19 protein-coding genes and 1 tRNA gene are annotated in these 24,506 nt (G+C 40.5%); 9 read left to right on the top strand and 11 right to left on the bottom strand.

Annotated features, from left to right (window positions below):
* Nucleotides 1-19: 19 nt before the first annotated feature.
* A complete protein-coding gene (locus HPS53_RS11420) occupies nucleotides 20-2,563 on the top strand; it encodes an ATP-dependent Clp protease ATP-binding subunit (RefSeq protein WP_172206328.1) in 2,544 nt (847 codons plus the stop codon).
* A gap of 154 nt (nucleotides 2,564-2,717) precedes the next feature.
* Here HPS53_RS11420 and tilS read toward each other — a convergent pair whose 3' ends face one another.
* The 3 genes from tilS to HPS53_RS11405 are packed head-to-tail and all read right to left on the bottom strand — an operon-like array spanning nucleotide 2,718 to nucleotide 5,874.
* Nucleotides 2,718-4,070: a tRNA lysidine(34) synthetase TilS gene (gene tilS / locus HPS53_RS11415; RefSeq protein WP_172206326.1), complete on the bottom strand. Its 1,353-nt coding sequence runs from the start codon at nucleotides 4,068-4,070 to the stop codon at nucleotides 2,718-2,720.
* Nucleotides 4,071-4,073: 3 nt separating this feature from the next.
* Nucleotides 4,074-5,258, bottom strand: coding sequence for a class I SAM-dependent rRNA methyltransferase (locus HPS53_RS11410; protein WP_104369875.1), 1,185 nt, complete (start codon nucleotides 5,256-5,258; stop codon nucleotides 4,074-4,076).
* The gene (locus HPS53_RS11405) at nucleotides 5,233-5,874 is read right to left on the bottom strand and encodes a 3'-5' exonuclease (RefSeq protein ID WP_104369874.1); all 642 of its coding nucleotides are present in this window, start codon (nucleotides 5,872-5,874) and stop codon (nucleotides 5,233-5,235) included. Before HPS53_RS11405 ends, HPS53_RS11410 begins: the two co-directional genes overlap by 26 nt.
* Nucleotides 5,875-5,982: 108 nt before the next feature.
* Here HPS53_RS11405 and HPS53_RS11400 point away from each other — a divergent pair, with 108 nt between their 5' ends.
* The 4 genes from HPS53_RS11400 (at nucleotide 5,983) to htpG (ending at nucleotide 12,135) form a co-directional block, all read left to right on the top strand.
* The gene (locus HPS53_RS11400) at nucleotides 5,983-8,424 is read left to right on the top strand and encodes a DNA translocase FtsK (protein WP_104369873.1); all 2,442 of its coding nucleotides are present in this window, start codon (nucleotides 5,983-5,985) and stop codon (nucleotides 8,422-8,424) included.
* On the top strand, nucleotides 8,421-9,038 hold the full coding sequence (locus tag HPS53_RS11395; protein ID WP_233210245.1) for a LolA-like putative outer membrane lipoprotein chaperone: 618 nt from the start codon (nucleotides 8,421-8,423) through the stop codon (nucleotides 9,036-9,038). Before HPS53_RS11400 ends, HPS53_RS11395 begins: the two co-directional genes overlap by 4 nt.
* 4 nt (nucleotides 9,039-9,042) lie before the next feature.
* On the top strand, nucleotides 9,043-9,513 hold the full coding sequence (gene rlmH, locus HPS53_RS11390; protein ID WP_104369872.1) for a 23S rRNA (pseudouridine(1915)-N(3))-methyltransferase RlmH: 471 nt from the start codon (nucleotides 9,043-9,045) through the stop codon (nucleotides 9,511-9,513).
* A gap of 567 nt (nucleotides 9,514-10,080) precedes the next feature.
* The gene (gene htpG / locus HPS53_RS11385) at nucleotides 10,081-12,135 is read left to right on the top strand and encodes a molecular chaperone HtpG (RefSeq protein WP_172206324.1); all 2,055 of its coding nucleotides are present in this window, start codon (nucleotides 10,081-10,083) and stop codon (nucleotides 12,133-12,135) included.
* An 82-nt stretch (nucleotides 12,136-12,217) separates the two neighbouring features.
* Here htpG and HPS53_RS11380 read toward each other — a convergent pair.
* The 7 genes from HPS53_RS11380 to HPS53_RS11350 form a co-directional block, all read right to left on the bottom strand.
* Nucleotides 12,218-12,305, bottom strand: a tRNA-Ser gene (locus HPS53_RS11380).
* A 42-nt stretch (nucleotides 12,306-12,347) separates the two neighbouring features.
* Nucleotides 12,348-12,935 carry a YigZ family protein gene (locus HPS53_RS11375; RefSeq protein ID WP_172206322.1) on the bottom strand — a complete coding sequence of 196 codons (588 nt, stop codon included), beginning with the start codon at nucleotides 12,933-12,935 and terminating at the stop codon, nucleotides 12,348-12,350.
* 36 nt (nucleotides 12,936-12,971) lie between these two features.
* A complete protein-coding gene (locus HPS53_RS11370) occupies nucleotides 12,972-14,222 on the bottom strand; it encodes a DUF1015 domain-containing protein (RefSeq protein WP_172206320.1) in 1,251 nt (416 codons plus the stop codon).
* Nucleotides 14,223-14,229: 7 nt separating this feature from the next.
* Entirely contained in the window at nucleotides 14,230-15,147 is a 918-nt protein-coding gene (locus HPS53_RS11365) for a 3-phosphoglycerate dehydrogenase (RefSeq protein ID WP_172206318.1), read from the bottom strand.
* Nucleotides 15,148-15,221: 74 nt separating this feature from the next.
* Nucleotides 15,222-16,289: a 3-phosphoserine/phosphohydroxythreonine transaminase gene (gene serC / locus HPS53_RS11360; RefSeq protein WP_104369867.1), complete on the bottom strand. Its 1,068-nt coding sequence runs from the start codon at nucleotides 16,287-16,289 to the stop codon at nucleotides 15,222-15,224.
* Nucleotides 16,290-16,418: 129 nt separating this feature from the next.
* Complete coding sequence (locus HPS53_RS11355; protein ID WP_172206317.1) at nucleotides 16,419-17,738, bottom strand: DEAD/DEAH box helicase; 1,320 nt, start codon at nucleotides 17,736-17,738, stop codon at nucleotides 16,419-16,421.
* Nucleotides 17,739-17,758: 20 nt separating this feature from the next.
* Nucleotides 17,759-18,592 carry an MBL fold metallo-hydrolase gene (locus tag HPS53_RS11350; RefSeq protein WP_172206316.1) on the bottom strand — a complete coding sequence of 278 codons (834 nt, stop codon included), beginning with the start codon at nucleotides 18,590-18,592 and terminating at the stop codon, nucleotides 17,759-17,761.
* A gap of 135 nt (nucleotides 18,593-18,727) precedes the next feature.
* On the opposite strand from HPS53_RS11350, the gene HPS53_RS11345 reads away from it, so the two are divergent.
* Nucleotides 18,728-19,147, top strand: a complete 420-nt coding sequence (locus HPS53_RS11345; RefSeq protein ID WP_172206315.1) for a hypothetical protein — start codon at nucleotides 18,728-18,730, stop codon at nucleotides 19,145-19,147.
* On the opposite strand, the gene HPS53_RS11340 is transcribed toward HPS53_RS11345, so the two are convergent.
* Entirely contained in the window at nucleotides 19,101-21,317 is a 2,217-nt protein-coding gene (locus HPS53_RS11340) for a BamA/TamA family outer membrane protein (protein ID WP_172206314.1), read from the bottom strand. The genes HPS53_RS11345 and HPS53_RS11340 overlap by 47 nt on opposite strands.
* Before the next feature lie 86 nt (nucleotides 21,318-21,403).
* Between HPS53_RS11340 and HPS53_RS11335 the strand changes: the two genes are divergently transcribed.
* From HPS53_RS11335 to HPS53_RS11325, 3 genes are all read left to right on the top strand, one after another.
* Nucleotides 21,404-22,156 carry an RNA methyltransferase gene (locus tag HPS53_RS11335; RefSeq protein ID WP_172206313.1) on the top strand — a complete coding sequence of 251 codons (753 nt, stop codon included), beginning with the start codon at nucleotides 21,404-21,406 and terminating at the stop codon, nucleotides 22,154-22,156.
* A gap of 113 nt (nucleotides 22,157-22,269) precedes the next feature.
* A complete protein-coding gene (gene uxuA / locus HPS53_RS11330) occupies nucleotides 22,270-23,469 on the top strand; it encodes a mannonate dehydratase (RefSeq protein ID WP_172206312.1) in 1,200 nt (399 codons plus the stop codon).
* Entirely contained in the window at nucleotides 23,466-24,278 is an 813-nt protein-coding gene (locus HPS53_RS11325) for an SDR family oxidoreductase (RefSeq protein ID WP_172206311.1), read from the top strand. The genes uxuA and HPS53_RS11325 overlap by 4 nt, the downstream gene beginning before the upstream one ends.
* Nucleotides 24,279-24,506: the final 228 nt, after the last annotated feature.

Raw genomic sequence — 24,506 nt, 5'->3', positions numbered from 1 at the left:
TAAAGAGAGAGGATAAATAATGACAAGTCAATTTTCGCCCAAAGTATCAGAGATTCTTGCTTATAGCAGGGAAGAAGCCGCGCGCTTGGCAAGTCGCTCTGTCGGTCCGGAGCATCTTCTTCTCGGATTGTTGAGAATAAAAGAGAGTCCGGTAATAGATGTATTCAACAGGTTGGACATTAATATACAGTCCGTAAAGGCTGGCCTTGAAAACAAAGTGCGTGAAGATGAGATTGGTGTACCAATCAACACATCGGAACTGGTATTGAATGAAAAAGCAAGCAACATACTGAAACTTGCCGTTCTTGAAGCACGTATACAGCGTACACAACGTGTTGACGAGCAACATCTGCTACTTGCCATACTTCATGATAATGTAGATAATGGAGCTAAAGAAATACTGGAAATAAACAACATGAATTACGAAGATGCCATGACAATGCTTCAATCCAAAGGGCATATACAAGACGGCATAGGATTACCTGATGAGGAGGAAGGTGAATTTGAGCAGGCTGACCCACATGGTGGTGGAAGCCGGGGAGACATGAACGCAAAGAATTCTCAGACTGCCACTCAAAACCGTAAGTCCCAAGGTAAAACACCTGTCATAGACAATTTCGGGGTTGACATGACAAAAGCAGCTCTTGATGGCAAGCTTGACCCGGTTGTCGGGCGTGAGCGTGAAATTGCCCGCGTGATAGAAATTCTTTGTAGAAGGAAGAAAAACAATCCCATACTAATAGGTGAACCAGGTGTTGGCAAAAGCGCTATTGTTGAGGGATTGGCACAGCTTATAGCTGCTCGCCACGTATCTCCGATGCTGTTCAACAAGCGGGTGGTCAGCCTTGATATGACCGGCATTGTGGCAGGAACAAAATACAGAGGACAGTTTGAGGAACGTATAAAGGCATTGATAAAGGAAATAGAGACAAATCCCGATATAATTATATTCATAGATGAGATTCATACCCTTGTGGGAGCGGGATCCACTCCTGGAAGCATGGATGCCGCAAATATATTAAAACCGGCGTTGGCAAGAGGCACAATACAATGTATAGGAGCGACAACACTTGATGAGTATCGCAATAGCATCGAAAAAGACGGCGCACTTGAAAGAAGATTTCAGAAAGTTCTTGTCGAACCGACAACAAGTGATGAGACTTATGCTATATTGAAAAATATAAAGGGTAGATATGAGCATCACCACCATGTGGAATACACAGACGAGGCACTGCATGCTTGTGTCAAGCTGACAGAAAGATATATTACAGACAGGCAATTCCCAGACAAAGCGATAGACGCTCTTGACGAGGTCGGTTCGAGAGTTCGTCTCGGCTCTATGACGATTCCACCGGAAATAACCGAGAAAGAAAAAGAAATAGACATAATAAAGGATAAAAAGCAAGCCGCGGTAAGAAACCAGAACTTTGAACTTGCCGCTGGCTATAGGGACCGACAGACGGAGTTGGAAGCAGAACTGAAAGAGCTTAACGAAAAGTGGACCAATGGTGAAAGTAGTGACAGGCAGACTGTAACCGGCAGTGACGTGGCCGATGTTGTGTCGATGATGACCGGTGTTCCAGTACAGCGCATGGCAGAGGCAGAGGGTATACGACTTAAAGGAATGTCAGAAGAACTTAAAGGAGTCGTTATCGCTCAGGAACCGGCTATTGACAAGATTGTAAAGGCTATACAGAGAAACAGAGTCGGACTGAAAGATCCCAATCATCCGATTGGCGCTTTCATGTTCCTCGGGCCTACAGGTGTGGGCAAGACATATCTTGCAAAGAAACTTGCAGAGTTTATGTTTGGTTCATCAGAGGCTCTTATAAGAATAGATATGAGTGAGTACACCGAGAGCTTTAACGTATCCAGACTTATCGGCGCACCTCCGGGATATGTCGGTTATGAGGAGGGAGGACAACTCACGGAGAAAGTAAGGCGCCACCCCTACTCTATCATATTGCTGGACGAGATTGAAAAAGCTCATGGCAACATATATAACCTATTGTTGCAAGTGCTTGACGAGGGACGGCTGACAGATGGAAACGGCCGCTTCGTAGACTTTCGTAATACGGTGATTATCATGACGAGCAATGCCGGAACCAAGCGATTGAAAGAGTTTTCGCGTGGAGTAGGTTTTAATGCGTCTGATGGTGGACTTGCTCTTAACGACAAAGATAAGGAATATGCTCGCAGTATTATCCAAAAGTCACTGAGCCGTCAGTTTTCACCGGAATTTCTCAACAGGCTCGATGAGATTATCACTTTCGATCAGTTGGATATGGATGCGATTAAAAAGATAATCGACATTGAGCTTAGAGGATTGTTTGGACGAGTAGAGGCCATGGGGTATCAACTTGATATCAGTGCCGAGGCCAAGGAGTTCGTAGCGTCAAAAGGATATGATGTCCAGTTTGGTGCACGTCCTTTGAAACGTGCCATCCAGACATATATAGAAGATGGATTGGGCGAAATGATAATCAACGGTGAATTGAAAGCCGGAGATAAAATCACGATAACCAAGCAGGAAGGTAAGGAAGAACTTGCATTCACTATCTGACATACAGAGTGGAATGTATTGGATAAGAGACAATATTCGTACTATCGAAAAAGCGAATACTCACTATAAATAACAGAAAAAGGGGGATTTATATCTTGGGTAAAACGACAAACAAGTCTGCCTCAAAGCATTTTTATACATGTTGGGGCAGACTTTATTTATATTTCATACATTCAAATGATACGACAAAAGCGTTCTTCGTTTTATCGGATATACAGTGACGGGCATCAGGCCTTTCGTTTACCAGCCACACGATGGCACCTGAAGCATCAGTAAGAACGAGTTGTTTTTTCTTTTGAAACAGTGTTTTTTTCTTGTCGGTAAGATAATCGCTGACAAGCTTTGAGCCTCTCATGCCAAACGGAATAAACCTGTCTCCAGGGGAAATGGTACGCAAAACAAGCGGAAATTCTATTTCGGAAGCATCAAGACATACTTTATTTTTATCGCGGGATATAACGAAATTTTCATCAACCATTGTTTGTGTGATTGATATTCTGTCTAAATCAGACAAAATATAAGTACCACATTGTGGAATTTTCAATGATTTAAAGACCTCGGCATGAGGTGAGACAATTATATGACAACGATCTATCAATAATTCAAAATCACCAGAAGCAAATAGCTTTCCCGGTTGCGAACCAACACTGTGATATATTTGTTCTACTTGCATTGCCGTAAAATGATAATCCTTCAGTATCTGGTGCAACAAATATTCCGGTGACGGTTCTTTAAGCAGACTCTTTATATTTATATATAAACAATCATCCTCGGCTACCCTATTGACGACACGTTTAATGCCCTTGGATATAGCATCGTCAAAAATCTTGACCGCTTCAGCCATGTATTCCGCTGTACGTCTTATATTTTCCGATGCCTTTGGATTGATGCATTTGAGCATCGGTATCACATTAAGACGGAACTTATTTCGCGTAGCTTCATCAGTTAGGTTTGTGCTATCGGTGACATAAATCTGTTTTTTGTGCTTCAAATAATTTTCTATATCACCACGGTTTACGCATAAAAAAGGACGCTTGATATTTCCATTTACGGCTTTGATACCCGACAATCCGTGTATCCCCGTACCGCGGACCAGATTCATCAACACGGTCTCAACAGTGTCATCACTATGGTGTGCCACACAAATGTCAACTGCATCAATATTCTTTCGTAATTGCTCAAAATAAGAATAACGCAATTTTCTGGCCGCAAGCTCGATGCTTACTTTATGCAGATAAGCATATCCGGTTGTATCAAAGTGAGTTAAGTGGAATGGTATATTATTCTTATTGCATAGCTCACGAACAAAATCCTCATCCCTGTCAGATTCTTTTCCACGCAGATGGAAATTGCAATGGGCCGCCTCCACGCAAAAGCCCAATTCGGATAATACCAATAATAAGGCCACACTATCAGCGCCACCGCTCACTGCCACAATATGAACGCGGTCTTTATCAAGCAAATCAAGTCGCTCGATATATGCAGAAACAATACTTGCTAAATCCAAATTCTATTCCACATAAAGCACCAGTCCTTTGAGATATTCTCCCTCAGGATGATATATATTAACGGGATGATCTGCCGGCTGATGAAGCTGATGCATTATTCTCACATTACGTTTGGCCATTGCAGCTGCGGTAAATACCGCATTGCGGAAATTATCTTTAGTCACAACCTGACTGCAAGAGAAAGTAAATAATATGCCACCCGGCTTGATTTTTTCAAATGCCTTGACATTAAGTCGTGTATAACCTTTAAGAGCGTTGTGCAATGCCGCACGATGCTTCGCAAATGCCGGAGGATCCAATATTATCAAATCGTAATTGTTTCCGGATTCTTCAAGATACTTAAAAGCATCTGCACAATAAGCCGCATGACGATTATCACCGGGATAATTCAACTCAACATTACGTTCTGTAAGCTCTATCGCTTTTGCGCTGCTGTCTACAGAATGCACCAATTCCGCTCCTCCACGCATAGCGTAAAAAGAAAATCCACCGGTATAACAAAACATATTAAGCACCTTACGGCCACGGGCATAGCTTTCCAATAAAGCTCTATTCTCACGCTGATCGACAAAAAAACCTGTTTTTTGTCCTTTTAGCCAATCGACATGGAATTTCAATCCGTTCTCTATCGCAATATTATCCTCGGAATTTCCATATACAAAACCGTTCTCTTGGCCAAGTTCCGCTTTATAAGGTAAAGTCGTTTCGCTTTTATAATATATGTTGTCAATACGGTTTCCCATCACAGTGACCAAACTGTTGGCTATCTCATTGCGACAAACATGCATACCCACGCTATGTGCCTGCATTACGGCGGTTTTCCCATATATGTCTATAACCAATCCCGGCAAGTTGTCTCCTTCGCCATGCACCAAGCGATAAGTATTATTATCGGATGAGTCAGCCACTCCAATGCATACCCTTACCTCCAATGCCGACTGTAATTTGGATTGCCAAAATAAAGAATTAATATCACATTCCTGAAAAGACAATACCCTGACAGCAATAGAGCCTATTTGGTAATGTCCCAAAGCGATAAACTCTCCGCTATCTGTCAACACTTTTACTATATCTCCTTCCTCAATACCCGGTTCAGCATGCTTTATCGCACCGGAGAAAACCCATGGGTGAAAGCGTTTGAGACTGTCTTCCTTACCCTTTTTAAGATATATTTGCCTGTACTTCATCTTGTACTTTTATAAGTTCATAATCTCCGGTTTTTTCCAACCTAATAAGTTCTTCATATAAATTTATACAACTCCAAGCGTCAATAGCCGCATATTGCTTCTGCTTGTCGCTAAGTATGTCTGCATCCCAATTAGTCAGTCTTTGGGCCTTGCTTATCTTTTGCCCGAAAAAATTGGCATATAGCTTTTGAAGACTCAAATCCTCCACCCCGATTTCCTTTACATGCTTCTGCAAATCAATAAAATATCCCGGAGTGAACCTGGCTACTTTATGAAGCATAGATATATCATCGTTAAGCGACAGGCCGATCTTCGGTACGGTAGTATCTTCAAGCAACCGTATTATTGAAGGAGACATACCCGTATGCTTTAAACGGAATAAAAAACAAATGTCGTGAGAAGCTATTTGAAGTAGAGAAACATTGTGTACGACACCCCGTTTAAACGACGGGCGCGTCTCTGTATCCACTCCTAAGATAGGCTGAGACAGCAAGTATTCCACTGCCCTTTCGGCTTCCGTAGGAGTCAAAACGACAACAATACGTCCCTCAAATGCAACACGTGGCAACGTATTTATCTGCGTTTTGTCATATTTACTGTATAATGTTTTCTTCATTTTCAAGTCTTTTCGACTTGCAAAATTACAAAAAAGCAATGAGTTTATAATCAAATATGACTTTTTTCTGCTAATTTTGCAGAATAAATTTATTCATCGAAATAGAAAATGGTAGCGAGAAAGAAAAAGAGTAAAACATATTCATTCGGTAATGTATTAGGCATCAACAATATATTCAATAACGAGAAAATAAACTTCATTACAGGTCTGGCGGCATTTGTGTTCGCCATTTTTCTAATAATGTCATTTATCTCATTTTTCTCCACTGGTGCCGCCGATCAGAGCCTGATAGAAACTCCCCGTGCCGGAGAGATTATGAATGCTGAGAGAGAGTTTCAAAACAGTTGTGGCTCTTTCGGCTCGTATCTCTCATACTTTTTTATAAAAAGAAGTTTCGGACTACCGGCATTTTTCATTCCTGTGTTTTTCATTCTCGTTGCAATGAAACTCATGAGAGTGTATAATGTGGTTCTTTTGAAGTGGTTTATGTGTATGATGAGTATTATGATATGGGCTTCAGTAGTGTTGGCCAAATTCATAACTCCGTTGTTTATAGACAGTTGTTTCAATCCTGGAGGCGATCATGGAGCATATATATGTATTTGGATTGAAAATCTTATAGGCTCCCCGGGCCTAACCGCTTTATTGGGATTGACTGCAATTATTTTCCTTACATACATAAGTGCCGAGACGATTTATGTAGTAAGAAAGATACTTAATCCCGTGAAATTCTTTACTGACAGGGTAAAATTCACAGTAAGCAATAATGAATGTACTGCAGAGAATAAAACGGAAATACCCCTCGATATATTAGAAGATCCGGAGGTTTTTGACAATCCGGCACCTCAAACCGTTGAGTTTGACACCGAAGAAAGTATTACGGCTGAAACTAATGTGGCTAAAGAAGTACCTTTCGATTTACCTGTTGAAAAAGAAAATGATAGTATAGATATAAAAATTGAGGCCGCCAAGAATGAGGAAAAAGCTGACGGCAAACTGCTTGTAGACACAGATCACGACCTAATCACTCCATATGACCCCAAGCGCGACCTTGAGAACTATCATTATCCTACACTTGATTTGCTGAAAAAATATGATAATGATGGTAAGCCTTATATCGATATGGTTGAACAAACGGCAAACAAGAACCGTATTGTGGAGGTTTTACGTAATTTTGGGGTGGAGATTAGCAGCATTAAGGCTACTGTCGGTCCCACAATCACGCTATATGAGATAACACCGGCACAAGGTGTCCGTATTTCTAAAATAAGAAATCTTGAAGATGACATCGCATTGAGCTTGTCGGCTTTGGGTATCCGCATCATAGCTCCAATTCCAGGTAAAGGAACAATCGGTATTGAAGTTCCGAACGCAAAACCGAATATTGTCTCGATGGAAAGCATACTCAATTCAAAAAAATTCCAGGAGACGACGATGGAATTGCCTTGCGCGATAGGCAAGACAATTACAAATGAAGTGTTCATGTTCGACCTTGCAAAAATTCCGCATTTGCTTGTAGCCGGAGCCACAGGTCAAGGAAAATCAGTAGGACTAAACGCAATAATAACATCATTATTATACAAGAAACATCCAGCTGAGTTGAAAATTGTGCTCATTGACCCGAAAAAAGTGGAATTCAGCATATACGAACCTATTGCCAATCATTTCCTTGCAAAAGTACCTGATGACGACGCCGAACCTATCATAACAGACGTAACGAAAGTAGTCCGAACTCTGAATAGTCTCTGTAAAGAGATGGACACTCGATATGACCTGCTTAAAGCTGCCGGCGCAAGGAATATAAAGGAATATAACAAGAAATTCATTTCACGCCAGCTAAATCCTCAGAACGGGCACCGTTTCATGCCATATATTGTCGTGATAATAGATGAGTTTGGTGACTTGATAATGACAGCCGGTAAGGAAATAGAACTTCCAATAGCACGTATTGCCCAGCTGGCTCGTGCAGTCGGAATACACATGGTCATAGCGACCCAGCGACCTACGACGACTATTATTACCGGTAATATAAAAGCGAACTTCCCCGGACGTGTGGCTTTCAAGGTAAGTGCCATGATAGACTCAAAGACGATCCTTGACCGACCCGGAGCCAATCAGCTAATAGGCCGTGGCGACTTATTGTTCCTCAATGGCAACGAGCCTGTACGTGTGCAATGTGCATTTGTGGATACTCCTGAAGTGGAACGGGTCAATCTTTTTATAGCCGGCCAGCAGGGATATGTAACTCCATTCGAGTTGCCTGAACCGGATGTCGAATCGGGCGAAGCCATTGGCGGAGCGTCGGATGTGGACATGCAACATCTCGACCCGATGTTTGAAGATGCTGCTCGGCTGATTGTGCTGAACCAGTCTGGAAGTACAAGCCTTATACAACGCAAGTTCTCTATTGGATATAACAGAGCGGGCCGTCTGATGGATCAGCTAGAGAAAGCTGGTGTCGTGGGAGCAGCCATGGGGAGCAAGCCACGTGAGGTGCTGATACAAGATGAAGTAAGTCTGAATAATCTTTTAAGTTCGATAAGAAAATGAAAACAATATTATTTACGAAAAAAATAGGCATGGTTTTCATGCTCACATTAATATGTGGAGTTGTCACAGCTCAATCTGCAAAAAATGTACTGGATAAGGCCGTTGCAGTAATAAGCAACAAGGGGGGAATATCGGCAGACTTCAAAATGACCGGTAAGCAATATGGTAATCTTAGTGGTTCGATAGCCATGAAAGGTCCCAAAATACAGGTAAAGAGTCCTCAAGCCATTGTGTGGTTCAATGGAAAGACCATGTGGACATATATAAAGAAAAATCAAGAAGTGAATGTGACCACACCTACCGCAAAAGAGATACAGGCCATAAATCCATATAATTTCATTAATATGTACCGCAAAGGGTATGCCTGTTCGTTAAAGAAAAACGGCAATAATTATCAAGTACATCTCACTGCCACGAACAATAAACAATCAATCTCGGAGATGATTGTAACAGTCAATGGTAAAACTTATATTATTTCACAGTTGAGAATTAAACAACCCAAGGGCTGGACTGACATTACTATAAAGAACTTCAAGAAAGCGAATATCAACGACGCTGTATTCACCTTTAATACCAAAGACTACCCACAGGCAGAAATAATAGATTTGAGATAGGCATATGAAAACTATTCTTATACTCATTGGGCGGACTGTAAACAAGCATTTCTGTGCCGGAATAGATGATTACACCGAGCGCATTGGGCATTACATGCCTTTTGAAATCAAAATAATACCTGACATCAAAAACACAAAGAACATCACGGAAGAACAGCAAAAACAGGCTGAAGGTGAGCTTATATTAAAGCAAATACAGCCGACTGACACCATGGTTCTCATGGATGAGAAAGGATATGAGTATCGGAGTGTAGAGTTTGCCAAGTGGATAGAACAGAAACGTAACTCAGCCCGCAGACTTGTATTTGTGATAGGAGGAGCTTATGGTTTTTCGGATGCCGTATATAAAAGAGCCAATGAGAAGATTTCATTGTCACGGATGACATTTTCCCATCAAATGGTAAGGCTCATATTCACAGAACAGTTATATCGGGCATGTACAATTATAAAGGGTGAGCCATATCATCACGAATAATGAATATAATTATGAATAACTTGTATATCCTCATATTCGCCTTCCACCATCAAATTAGTAATAATAAAATCACGAAAAAAGGTCTTTATTTTTTTGTGAACCAGGTTTTCCGTGACCAGTCCCTACCCTGCAATTCTTTATTCTAAAGTACAAGTTTTTGCATTGGGATACTCGTTAGAGTTAATTTAGCAGGTAATTGCGTTGCATTTAGCAGTCCGTTACAATGTAATGAGCCGCTAAATGTGGGGCAATAAGTATCCAATTGGAACTAAACATATACCAAATTAGATTTGAAAAGAGATAAAATATGCCAGAAAAATTGCACAAAACAAGAATAGACCAACTTATTACACTTATTATCAAATGATTGTGTTTGCACATAAAATAAGGCTGTATTTTCATACAACGGTTTTTTATTTCAAAACAACTGATTCTCAGAATGGTTTTTGTACGATATTTTGCCACACACCACAAGTCTTCCGATGGATAAGAAAACTGTATGACATGAATCTTTTGGCATGGTGTTTGCATTGCAATAAAATGAAAACATTTAAATAAAACTATAATATGCAAAAAGGTAATATCGGGGTTACAACCGAGAACATATTCCCCGTTATCAAAAAGTTCTTATACTCAGATCATGAGATTTTTCTTCGTGAAATGGTTTCAAATGCCGTGGATGCTACGCAGAAAATAAAGACACTTGCTGATAAAGGCGAGTTTAAGGGCGAACTGGGTGACCTCACTGTAAAAGTAAATGTCGATGAAACAGCTGGTACGATAACTATCAGTGACCATGGCATTGGTATGACAGATGAAGAGATTGACAAATATATAAATCAAATAGCATTTTCCGGCGTAAACGATTTTCTTGAAAAATACAAGGACAACGCCAATAATATAATAGGCCATTTCGGTCTCGGTTTCTACTCGTCATTTATGGTGAGCAAGAAAGTGGAGATAATAACGAGAAGTTATAAAGACGGAGCCAAAGCCGTAAAATGGAGTTGTGACGGAAGCCCGGCATACGAGATTGACAACACTGAAAAAGAAAACCGCGGCTCAGACATTATTCTTTATATAGATGATGACTGCAAGGAATTTTTAGAGAAAGGCAGGATTGAAAGCCTTTTGAATAAATATTGTAAATTCATGCCAGTACCAGTGGCTTGCGGAAAGAAAACGGAGTGGAAAGACGGAAAGAGTGTAGAAACAGATGAAGACAATATCATCAACAATGTGGAACCGCTATGGACCAAGACTCCAAGCACACTGAAAGACGAAGACTATAAGTCTTTTTACAGGACACTCTATCCCATGCAGGACGAGCCGATGTTTTGGATACATCTGAATGTTGACTATCCGTTCAATCTTACAGGTATATTATACTTCCCTAGAGTGAAGTCTAATATTGATTTACAGCGAAACAAAATTCAGTTGTATTGCAATCAGGTATTTGTCACAGATCAGGTAGAAGGCATAGTGCCAGAGTTTCTTACCTTGCTTCACGGTGTTATTGACTCTCCTGACATTCCTTTGAATGTCAGCCGCTCATACCTTCAAAGTGATCGCGATGTGAAGAAGATTTCGACTTATATCACTAAAAAAGTTAGCGACCGCTTGCAAAGTATATTCAAAGAAGACAGAAAAGGATATGAGGATAAATGGAATGACTTGAAACTTTTTATCAACTATGGTATGCTCAGTGAGGAAAGCTTCTATGACAAGGCCAAAGATTTCGCACTTTTGAAAGACTGTGACAACAAATATTTCACTTTTGAGGAGTACAAGACACTGATAAAAGATAACCAGACAGACAAAGACGGACAATTGGTATATCTGTACTCAACTGACAGGGAAGAGCAATACAGTTATATAGAAACAGCAAAAGCAAAGGGATATAGTGTGCTCCTCCTCGACGGTCAACTCGATGTGCCTGTCGTTTCAATGCTTGAACAGAAATTTGAGAAGAGCCGGTTCACACGTGTCGATAGCGATATAGTGGAAAGACTGATTGTCAAAGAAGAATTGAAGAAGAGCGAGCTTAGCGATGATGAACGTGATAATCTTTCTACGGTATTCCGCTCTCAGATTCCCAACATAGATAAAGTGGAATTTTATGTAGAGACGCAAAGTCTTGGAGAATCAGGCGCTCCGGTGATGATTACCCAAAATGAGTATATGCGCCGAATGAAAGAGATGAGCCGTTATCAGGCTGGCATGAGTTTCTATGCACAGATGCCTGACAGCTACAATCTGGTCTTAAACAGCGATCATCCGCTGATAAAGAGAGTCTTGGACGATAGCGAGACAAAGAACAAGGAAGCACTGTCACCCGTATTGAGCGAACTCAAAGGTTTGCAAGCACGTCTCGCAGCCATACACCAGAGTCAGGATAAGAAGAAACAAGAAGAAATCACTCAAGAGGAAAAAGACGACCTGCACAATACCGAAAAAGCAATCGAGACAGAGAAAGAGAAGAAAAAGGATATTTTGGCCGGTTATGCAAAGAGCAATGACATTGTCCGCCAACTTATAGACTTGGCCTTGTTACAGAACGGCATGCTGAAAGGTGCTTCACTTGATGCATTCCTGAAACGTTCTGTCAGTCTAATCAAATGACAATGACAAAGATTGAAAATACAAAAAGCCGCTTATGATAACATAAGCGGCTTTTTATCGTCTAAAAAAATAATAATAAAAGCGGAAAGTGAGGGATTCAAACCCCCGATACCCGCAATGGGTATACCGGATTTCGAGTCCAGCGCATTCGGTCACTCTGCCAACTTTCCTTTCCGTGTGCAAAGGTAATATTTATTTCCTTAATCACAAAATTATTCAAAAGATAATTTGTTCAACCTTGCACGCAGTTGCTCGGCTTCCGACTTTCGGATGCTTAATTTTATCTCGCAAGTATTATCGTATGTCTGAGCCACTATTCGCGGAGACATGTCTTTTATTATCTTCATGACATCATTCATCATGACATAAGGAAAATTATATGTCACTTCTTCCTCTACAAGACGGATCTCTACTTCAGAATTAGCTATTGCATCGGCTGCCGCGGCACGGTAAGCGACTATTAATCCGCTTGTACCGAGATTTACTCCGCCATAGTATCGCACGACAACGACGAGTATATCTGTCAGTTCGGAACTGTTTATCTGTCCAAGTATTGGTTTTCCTGCCGTGCTGCTTGGCTCACCGTCATCATTGGCACGATAGTCATTGCGTTCCGCACCAAGCATGTACGCATAACACACATGACGCGCATCGTAATACTTTTTGCGGTACATTGTCAATAATGACTTTATCTCTTCAAGCGAAGTGACGTGATGACAAAAAGCGAGGAACTTACTCCGTTTCTCGGTGTAATATCCCTCGCCTGTTTTATCCGTTATGGTTTTATATGTATCTGTCATTAAAATGTTGATACAGAATGGATTATTTCAGTTTGACTAATCGGATAATTTATGAATAATCAATCCCGAACGCAACTTTGGCTCAAACCATGTGGCCTTCGGGGGCATTATCTTTCCACTGTCGGCAATATCCATTATCTGTTTCATTGAGACAGGATAAAGGGCCAAAGCCATCTTCATCTCACCGCTGTCGACCCGACGTTTAAGTTCTTCCAGTCCCCTCAATCCACCGACAAAGTCTATTCGCTTGTCACTACGCAGGTCTTTTATACCGAGAAGTTCGTCCAAAATAAGTCTGCTTGAAATGTCTACGTCAAGAACTCCGATTGGATCAGCCTCATTATATGTACCCTCCTTGGCTTCAAGGCGATACCAATGCTCTTCCATATAGAGTGAGAATTCATGCAGTTTAGCCGGCTTATATACTTCCGTGCCCTTATCTTCAACAACAAAATTCTTGCCTAACGCTGAGAGGAACTCGCTCTTTGTCATGCCGTTTAAGTCTGTCACAACACGGTTATAATCAAGAATTGTCAGTTGAGATGCCTGAAAACACACAGCCATGAAATAATTATACTCTTCATCCCCGGTATGATTGGGATTTTGTTTTGCCTTCTCCGCACCTACAAGAGCAGCTGCAGCAGAACGATGATGCCCATCGGCTATATACAGACTCGGCATTTTGGCAAATTCGGTAGTGATTGTTTCAATATCATCCGAATTATCGATAATCCATAATTGGTGACGGAAACCATCAATAGGAGCGATAAAATCATATTCCGGCAGTGTGGAAGCGTACCGCATTATCAATTTATCCATGGCCTCATTATCTGGATATGCGAAAAAGACAGGTTCTATATTGGCATTGTTTATTCGAACATGCCTCATACGATCCTCTTCCTTATCCCTACGTGTAAGTTCATGTTTCTTGATTATACCTGTCATATAATCGTCCACATAGGCTCCAACGACAAGACCATATTGAGTTTTGCCATTCATGGTTTGTGCATAAATATAATACAACTCTTTGTCGTCCTGTCTTAACCATCCGTTGTCTTGGAATTTCTTGAAGTTCTCTACGGCTTTCTCGTAAACACGTGAATCATATTCGCTCGTATTAGGCTCAAAATCAATTTCAGGCTTGATGATATGATATAAACTCATTTCATTGTCTCCGGCCTCGATTCGTGCCTCCTCGGAATTGAGTACATCGTAAGGACGTGACTCCACCCTCTCCACAAGTTCCTTTGGTGGACGTATACCTTTAAACGGTTTTATTCTTGCCATATAAATATTATTTGTTCACCTGAAACTTTGTATCACCTGTAGCAAAGAAAGCATTAATCTGCCTTGCGGCGGCAATACCGGCATTCGTATTCGCTTCCGCCGTCTGTGCTCCCATTTTCTTCGGTGTAGAGAAATAACGCCCCTCAAACTTAGCAAACTCCGCATCCTTATCAGGCTTGATATCGCTGACATACTTAATATCCTCACGCTCTGACATCAACTTCAAAAGACCGTCTTCATCGACAATCTCTTTACGGGCTGTATTGACAAGAACTGCACCTTTCTTCATCATACTGACAACATCATAATTGATGCTCCCTTTTGTTTCGGCTGTTGCAGGAATATGGAGGGAAACCACATCACAAAGTTTAAACAAGTCATCCGAACTGTCAACGGCTTTTGCACCGCCGCTCTCTATTGCCTCCTTGGAGCAATAGGCATCGTAAGCATAAACATCCATGCCGAAACCGGTAGCGATACGGGCTACATTCCGTCCGACATTGCCGAAAGCAAGTATTCCAAGTTTTTTACCTTTTAATTCCGTTCCAGATTTACCATTATAAAAACTACGAACAGCAAATACAAGCATACCGAATACTAGTTCGGCAACGGCATTGGCATTCTGACCTGGAGTATTTTCCACCACAATATTCTTTTGCTTGGCAAATTCTGTATCAATGGAATCATATCCGGCACCCGCCCTTACTATGATCTTCATGTTGTTTGCCACATCCAATACGTCTGCTGATATTTTATCGGAACGCACAATCATTGCATCAGCATCCTTAACCGCATCTAACAATTGCGCTTTATCCGTATACTTCTCCAACAAAACAACGTCATGTCCTGCAGATTCAAGTTCAGCCTTTATGCCGTCTACGGCAGCCGCCGCAAACGGTTTCTCAGTTGCAATCAATACCTTCATATTTATTCTTTCTTTACTTTATATAAATAAAAAGTCAGGGCGGAACACTCCGCCCTGACAATGATACAAAACAATTAATGTTGAGCTTCAAATTCTTTCATACACTGTACAAGAGCATTAACGCCTTCTATTGTCTGTGCGTTATAGCAACTTGCCCTGAAACCACCCACGCTCCTATGGCCTTTTATGCCGACCATGCCTTTGGATGTTGCATATTCAAAGAACGGTTTTTCCAATTCCGCATATTCTTCATTCATCACAAAGCAGATATTCATAACCGAACGGTCTTCCTCTTTCACGGTTCCACGGAATAACTTATTACGTTCTATTTCTCCATAAAGTATATCCGCACGTTGCAAAGCCAACTTATCCATAGCCTCTACACCTCCATTAGCTTTTATCCAACGCAAAGTTTCAAGAGCCGAATAAATCGGAACGACGGGAGGAGTATTGAACATCGAACCTTTTTCTACGTGTGTCAGATAATTAAGCATCGTAGGTATCTGTCTAGGTGCCTTGCCCAATTTCTCATTCTTTACAATAACCAAAGTGACACCTGCCATTGCCAGATTTTTCTGTGCTCCCGCATAGATACAGTCATATTTCTTGACATCAACCGGACGGCTGAATATATCTGATGACATATCTGCAATCAAAGGAACATTCACGTCAATATCCTTACGTATCTCAGTGCCGTAGATGGTATTGTTTGTGGTTATATGAAGATAATCCACATCTTCCGGACAAGTCCAATCCTTAGGAATAAATGTGTAGTTGGCATCAGCGGAAGAAGCTACTTCTATTACCTCACCGAAAAGTTTGGCTTCTTTCATTGCTTTCTTCGCCCATGTACCGGTATTCAAGTATGCGGCTTTATTAATAAGGAAGTTATATGGTATCATGCAGAATTCAAGAGAAGCTCCACCGCCTAAAAATACAACCGAATATCCATCCGGTATTTGCAATAATTCCTTGATGAGCGCCTCCGCTTCATCTATTACAGGCTGAAAATCCTTTGCCCGATGACTGATCTCCATCAGGGAAAGACCGGAACCGTTGAAGTCTAAACACTGCTTAGCGGTATTTTCAATCACTTCACGTGGGAGCATTGATGGACCTGCATTAAAGTTGTACTTCTTCATATTAATGTTGATTAAAGTATTATGTAAATATATTCTTTATATCTATTAAAATCTGTCTGCGAAGTTATAGTTTTTATTTCAAATTACAAAATAATTTAACAGAAATATATCTATTCCTTACTTTTTGAATTATTTGATAAATTCTACTATTGTTTTGATTCCTTTTATCTTCTCACCGTTAACCGCATATAACACATCATCTACCTTATTTCTGGATATTGCAACATAAGTATATCTGTCCTTTACATCAATCTGCCCAATATCATTTGCGGCTATTCCACCTTTCTTGCACAGAAATCCGACAATATCCCCCTTACTTATCTTATCCTTCTTACCTTTACCGATATAAAGAGTTGCCATTTTAGGCAATGAAGGCTTTGGCACAGCCTCTTTTATTGAATAAGAAGCACATTTGTCATCTACATAATCCGGCAATATCTCATCCGGTCCTAATATAAAGAATACGTTTCCTTCAGATTTCCATCGTGCTGTACGTCCGATACGATGTATGTACTCTTCCTTACCGTATGGTAACTGATAGTGAATTATATTATTTATATCTTTAATGTCTATTCCGCGAGAAGCCAAATCTGTAGCCACAAGTACATTTGCAGAGCCATTACTAAATTTATACAAAGCATCTTCTCGCTGCTTTTGCTCTAATCCGCCATGAAAAAGACTTACCACAAACCCTTGAGTTCCCAGATATTTGGCCACACGCTCAACGCTCTCCCTATGATTTAAAAATACGATAGAGTTTTGTGCGCCAAATGAACAAATCAAATTATTCAATGTCTCTAATTTATCTTTTATCGGACTATTTACCTTATGAAAATTTACACGTTGTGATATGCCGTTATCTTCATTTATGTAATTTAGTCTTATTGCATTTGATATTTTGATGAATTCAGGTATTTCCTTTGCATCAGTAGCCGAAAGTAAAATCCTACGGTTTATCCCGGGGAGGCTCTTTAACAACTTAGACATCTCATTATGAAATCCCATTTCAAGGCATTTGTCAAACTCATCTATCACAATATACCGTATTGCGTAAGGAGATATATTACCTTTATTAATATGATCGTTTAATCGTCCGGGGGTACCAAATACTATTTGTGGGCTGGATTGCTTCATGGCACGGTGTTCATCCATGGCCGGGCGTCCGCCATAACAACTTGCGGAAGAAATATTTGTTTTTAAACTCTTTAATACTTTATCTGATTGATGGGCAAGTTCCCTACCTGGAACAACAACGAGCGCTTGCACGCTGCTATTATCACGGTCAAGTTTTTCTATCAGGGCCAACATATATGCCAAAGTTTTACCTGTACCGGTAGGTGATAGAACGACCACATCTTTATCCGTATTCATAATGGCATCATAAGAGTCTTTTTGCATTCCACTAAGTTCGGATATTCCTAATTTCCCTAATATATCATTTATTTTCATTTCTTTCTTATTTTTTAAAATCATATAATATGAAGTTCATTTATATGACCATTATTCAATTCATAAATACCGGTAGGAGTCTTTCTTTTCAATATCTCCATATCAAAATCCTTACCAACAACTATTCCTGACGCACGAAGGATATTCTCTATGGTCTTTCTGGCAAGTTCCGGATGATTGTTCTCTTCACTCAAATGACACAACCATACTTTCTTTAGATTTTCCGTCGTGTTCTCTACAAGAGCATGGGCACATGCGGAATTACTCAAATGTCCTTTCCCACTTAATATCCTTGACTTCAAATATTGCGGATATGCCCCGTTAAGAACCATCTCCTCATCATGGTTTGCCTCTATAACAAGATAATTCGCTTTTCGTATATAAGCCTTCATTTCATCTGTAACCAACCCTGCATCTGTTATCAAACAGAATACAACATTTCCATGCTCAATACAATACCCCACATTATCCGCACTGTCATGCGGAACTTCAAAAGGGGTAATTCTGAATTCCCCAATTTCAAGTTCTTCACTCTTCTGTAAGTAATGGACATGCTCGGTATTTATTTTGTGGTGCACACAATAATTACGCCTAATCCCTTGATGCACCTCTCTTGTTGTGTAAACATGGATATTATTCTCATGACTTATGCATCCGACAGATTTAACATGGTCGGCATGATCATGTGTTATAAGTATATTTCGAACTTTAGATATACTCAGACCGTAATCTTTAAAGTGTTTTTTCAGTGTTCTTATGCCGACTCCGGCATCTATCAGTAATCCATCCGTCGCAGTATACAAGTAATAACAATTACCACTGCTACCACTGCCAAAGGATATAAAATTCAGCATTTTGTTATTATTTTGTGCAAAAGTAACAAAAAACTGAATGATAACCAAATGATTTTGGTAACTTTGCGAGGCTTAATTTATAAAGTCAATGTTCATATTATGAAATTAAAACTGTTTATATCCACTCTATGCATAATGAGTATAATAGGCTGTCAAGAATCGGAAGAAACGAAAATAAAGGATTGTATAATGTCTTTTGGAAAAGCGTTTTTCAACTATAATATGAAAGAAACGTTAGGATTATGTACTCCGGAAAGCAAAAAGCATATAGCATACTTGTCTTCTATCATAACAGAAGATGATTTGAGTATTTTGAAATCCAATCCTGAAGAAACTCAAATAGAGATAAAAAACATACAAATGAGTAGTGGAGACACTTCTTGTATTACCACAATAGAGATTGATAATTGGCTTTCTATTTATTCAATCGACAACCCCGGAAAATTTATTAACAGAAGAACTCTTACTTTAAAACTCGTCAAGCGGAATGGAAAATGGCTGGTTGATTTCAGAAAGGAAGACCTACCGCAAAATGAAAAGTCAAATCCCGACTGAGCTTTGGATTTATTATCGGATAATGTTCTTTTTTTGTTATGTAGACAGGATTTACCGCTTTCATGCCGAAATCAAATCGCAATATGAAATAATCAAAGTTAAAACGCAATCCCATACCATAGCTAACCGCCATATCTTTGACAAAATGATCAAATCTAAACATTCCTCCTTGTTGCTCTGGGTACTCTCTTAATGTCCAAATATTGCCTGCGTCCACAAACAATGCCCCATTAAACTTCCAGAACAAGTGAGTCCTATACTCTATATTCAAATCTATTTTCATGTCACCTGTCTGGTTGATGAAATTTATATTTCCATCACGTTCGACATACCTTCCTGGGCCCAGCCCTCTGACGTTCCAACCTCTTACACTGTTTGCGCCTCCTGAGAAATAACGTTTCTCAAAAGGAAGTATTGTGCTGTTTCCATAGGGATAAGCCACTCCAATACCAAAATGAAAAACAAGAGTGTTGTTATAATCGATCTTCCAGTTTTTAGTATATTCAAAATCAGCCTTCGCGTATTGTGCAAAAGCGATATTGAAAAGTTGATATACCCCCAAATCATTTCGGGACGCCCCTAAAACATGTGAGCTGAGATTTAGTAAATTTCCGGCAGTCTCAGCGTAAGCCTTTATTGCATATCTACCATTATTATAAGAATATCCAAGTCCGAATTTCATTATGAACAAGTTTTCATAATTATATCTCAATATAGCATTGCGACTTGTAGCATTCTCTAAATAGTCTGTTCTGAATCTTTCGGATATCCATGGCATGGATACATAATTCAAATCAAGCAGATCAATTTGATATTTATCATGATGGTTTGCATCATTCCATTTATATCTCCATGCGGCAGACAAGACTCGCCTGTGATATTCCGGACGGTTTTGCAGATTATATGATATTGAAACTTCTGATGTGGCAGTTACCCTACGCCTGAATTTTCTTGAAAGAAAAGGAGCTATAAAACGGGGAAAAAGCAAACGGGCTTCCGCTCCATATTCTTCAAAATTCTCATTGGCATATCCTTCCAAACCCTTTATCGCCTCGTATGCCCCGCGAAATTCCAGACTGAGCAACTCCGAACCGCGAAACAGGTTTTTTGTTTGATACGTAAGACTTAAAGCCGCTCCCAAATCTCCTGCCGTATTTGTTCCTTCCGGCTGAAAGCTTATTGTACTCGGCTTATTGGTGCTTATCTGAATTCTACAATCCAAAAGCGAACTGTCGGGAATTTCTCTAAAACCGATATTTGTATATTTGACAGCCTGCAAGCGCCCGAAATGATTGTATGTCTTTTGCAATTCCTTAGCGGAATAAGGTTGCCCCGACTCAATAAAAGTATTGTTTATAAGCACTTTTTTACGAAGATGTATTACGCTGTCTTCAGGGTCACCGCTTTGGAATACAACATTTCGTATGGTATAACGTCTGTGTAATGTATCATCTTTCTGATTTTGGTCTTGGTATTTATGCAGCAAAAGCGTGAGATTGATATCTTTCGAACCACTCACAGTATCGGCATTATAAGTTATAAAATCTTTATTAAACCTATAATATCCGTTATTTATCAATTTGTCTACTATTCTTTTACGTTCCTGGTCAAGGCTATTCACATTGAACACCGTTCCCGGTCGTAGTCCGCTAACAAAATTTTTGTCAGCTTTCAGTAAACCGGCAATTACAGTATCTCTTATATCATATTTTATATCTTTTATCACGTATGGTTCACCAGGAAAAACCAGATAAGTGATATCGATCTTTTTCCCTTTCTTCCTTGTCAAAACGGCAATATCGGCATCAAGATATCCGTCATTGCGCATTTTTGCCCGCAAGTCGTTGCAAGATTGAATCGCTTTTAAAGAATCATAAAGAATGGGGGCTTCACCCATTGATTTCAATATCCTGTTTATCCACTTGCTACTATCACGTCCTGAAACGGAATATGTAGCCAACGGTATCTTTAAAGTTGAGAACCAACTTGAATTGCTCTTTTGGCGGACATAATTCTTCAAATGATTTACATTTGTCTTGTTTCCCGCCTCCCCATTCTTTATATTAATATCATTAAGTAAAAAACTACCATCAGGCACATATTTTGTGCTTGAACAGGAAGCCAAACCAATGACACACAAAAACGTACAAATATATAGATAGTATCGCATTAATATCTTTTAAAGTTGCAAAGTTAAAACTTTATTCGTAATTTTGCTGAATATTTAAAGACTTTTTGCAAAATCAAAATTGGATTATGATTAGTAAGAATATCATAAAGTACGTTCATTCATTGGAGCAAAAAAAAAATCGTAAGACCGAAGGACTGTTCGTGGCCGAGGGACCGAAAGTAGTAGGAGATCTGATGCGTCGCAACATCCCTGTTACAATCATAGCCACTGCCGAATGGATAAACGGTAATAATCCGAATTGTGGAAATATCATCGAAGTGAATGAAGAAGAACTGCGGAAGGTCAGTTTTTTACAGCACCCCCAACAAGTTTTGGCATTATTTCCCATTCCGGATAAAAACTTACCTGCACCTGTGTCTGAAATGCCTGCTGACAAACTTTATATCGCCCTTGACGGAGTGCAAGATCCCGGCAATCTTGGCACAATAATACGGATAGCCGATTGGTTTGGCATAGACACCATACTTTGCAGTCATGACACAGCGGATGCTTACAATCCGAAAGTTGTCCAGGCAACAATGGGAAGCATTGCCGGAGTGCATTTGCTTTATACAGATCTTGCGGATACTTTAAGCCGACTCAGCTGTAAAATGTCTATATACGGTACTTTGCTGGAAGGAAAGGATATATATAAAGAAGAATTGTCCTCAAACGGAGTTATAGTTTTCGGCAACGAAGGCAAAGGCATTTCACCTACTATACGCAGATTGATTGATCATGAGATATTGATACCTTGTTTTAACAGCGGCAACACAGCCGAAAGCCTCAATGTGGCTATTGCAACCGCCATAACCTGCTCTGAGTTCAGAAGACGCTGATTGCAATCGTTTGCATAGAAAAAAGCATTGGCATATAAGGCATTTGCTTCTTATTTATTATATTTGTAACCAGATTGTTATATGTTAATTTTTAAACAGAAGAAATATATCTTATGGAAAGAACATGGAGATGGTTTGGCAGGAATGACAAAATAACCCTTGCCATGCTACGTGAAATCGGTGTGGAAGGTATTGTCACGGCCTTACACGATGTACCGAACGGCGAGATTTGGACTCGTGAGAAGATACGTGAATTGCGTGAATACATCGAAAGCTACGGCATGCGCTGGTCTGTTGTCGAGAGTCTGCCTGTTTGCGAAAGCATTAAGTATGGAGGTGAAGACCGTGATCTGTTAATTGAAAATTACAAGGAAAGTCTGAAAAACCTGTCCCTTGAGGGCATTCATACCATTTGCTACAATTTTATGCCCGTATTAGACTGGGCACGCACAGATCTTTCCCATCCCAATCCTAATGGCACGACAAATCTTTATTTCTCACATGCTCAGTTTGCTTATTTCGATATTTACATCTTGAAACGCGACGGAGCGAAGAGCGACTGGACAAAAGAAGTATTGGAAGAGGTAGAGGAGTTGAGAAAGAAAATGACTCCACAAGATGAACATCGGCTTGTGGAAAACATTATCGTAAAAACTCAAGGATTTGTCAGCGGGAATATAAAGGAAGATGACGAACATCCAGTAGAGCTGTTCCGGCAACTGCTCGCTTTATACAAAGATATAGATAAGGCCAAACTGCGTGAGAACATGCGCTATTTCCTCAATGCCATCATGCCTACATGCGAAGAGTACGATATGTATATGTGTGTGCACACCGACGATCCCCCATTCCCCATTCTCGGACTTCCGCGCATAGTCACATGCGATGAAGATATACAGTGGTTCCTCGATGCCGTTGATAATCCCCATAACGGATTAACATTCTGTGCCGGTTCCCTTTCGGCCGGCATGCACAACGATGTTGTGGCCTTAGCAAAGAAATATGCGGCACGTACATGGTTTGTACACCTCCGCTCATGCCATATATTCCCCAATGGCGATTTCACAGAAGCCTCTCATCTTGGCGGACGAGCCGATATCATTGAACTCGCAAGAATTTTCGAGAGCACTAATCCGAGCCTGCCCATGCGCGTAGACCACGGTATGACAATGCTTGGCGACGAAAACAGAGGATATAACGCCGGCTATTCGTTCCTCGGACGCATGTTCGCAATGGGACAAGTGCAGGGAATACTGGCTACAGTAGACAAAGAATTAGGTATAAATTATAAACAACCGGGATTTTTTCAATGAAAAATTTATTCAACATCAATGATTACGTGGTGGTAATCACAGGCGGAACGGGAGTGCTTGGTCGTGCAATAGCAAAATATTTGGCACTTAACGGTGCAAAAGTAATAATACTCGGCCGCAACGAGGAGGTGGGACAATCGGCTGCGGCAGACATTGTCGCTTGCGGCGGTTCGTGCGAGTTCATGAAGACCGATGTGATGAATATCGATACAGTAAGGAAAAACCGTGACGATATTATGGCCAAATACGGCAGAATAGACACCCTGCTCAATGCAGCCGGAGGCAACATGGCAGGAGCGACAATCGGTCCTGACCAAAACTTTTTTGACCTTGATCCGGAGCAGTTTCAAAGAGTATTGTCTCTCAATCTTACCGGTACGGTAATACCCACACAGGTATTTCTCGAACCGATGACGTCTCAGGGCAAGGGCAGCATCATCAACTTCTCGTCCATGGCATCTTTCAGACCTATGACACGTGTTTGCGGTTATGCCGCGGCAAAAGCCGGAATAAGTAATTTCACCGCATTCATGGCCACGGAATGCGCCAAAAAATTCGGTGAGGGCATACGCGTGAACGCCATCGCTCCAGGATTTTTCATTACCGAGCAAAACCGCTCCTTGCTTACAAATCCTGACGGCACATATACCCAGCGCGGACAAGACGTAATACGCCAGACGCCTTTTGGCCGTATGGGGGATCCTGAAGAACTTTGCGGTACCATCCATTATCTGATGAGCGATGCGGCTAAGTTTGTCACAGGCACAGTCGCAGTAGTGGATGGCGGCTTCAATGCTTTTGCCATGTAATATTTGTTTTTAACAAACCTTATATCGTTATTTGTATAGAGTCCGGATTTGCAATATGGCATATTTATTTGTAAATTTGCGATAGGAAGTTACGAAAAGAGTGTAATTTATTGGAAATGAGCGTAGGTTAATTGCTCATGATAGTAATAGGTTACGAATTAGTTAGTTATCTACTGCATTATCCTTCTGCGCGTTGCGTAACCTTCAAAGAACTCTTCGTATGCAAAA

It is taken from the genome of Prevotella sp. PTAC (genome assembly GCF_013166535.1).
In the GTDB taxonomy this organism is placed as follows: domain Bacteria; phylum Bacteroidota; class Bacteroidia; order Bacteroidales; family Bacteroidaceae; genus Prevotella.
This window is presented reverse-complemented; position numbering and strand designations above follow the sequence as displayed.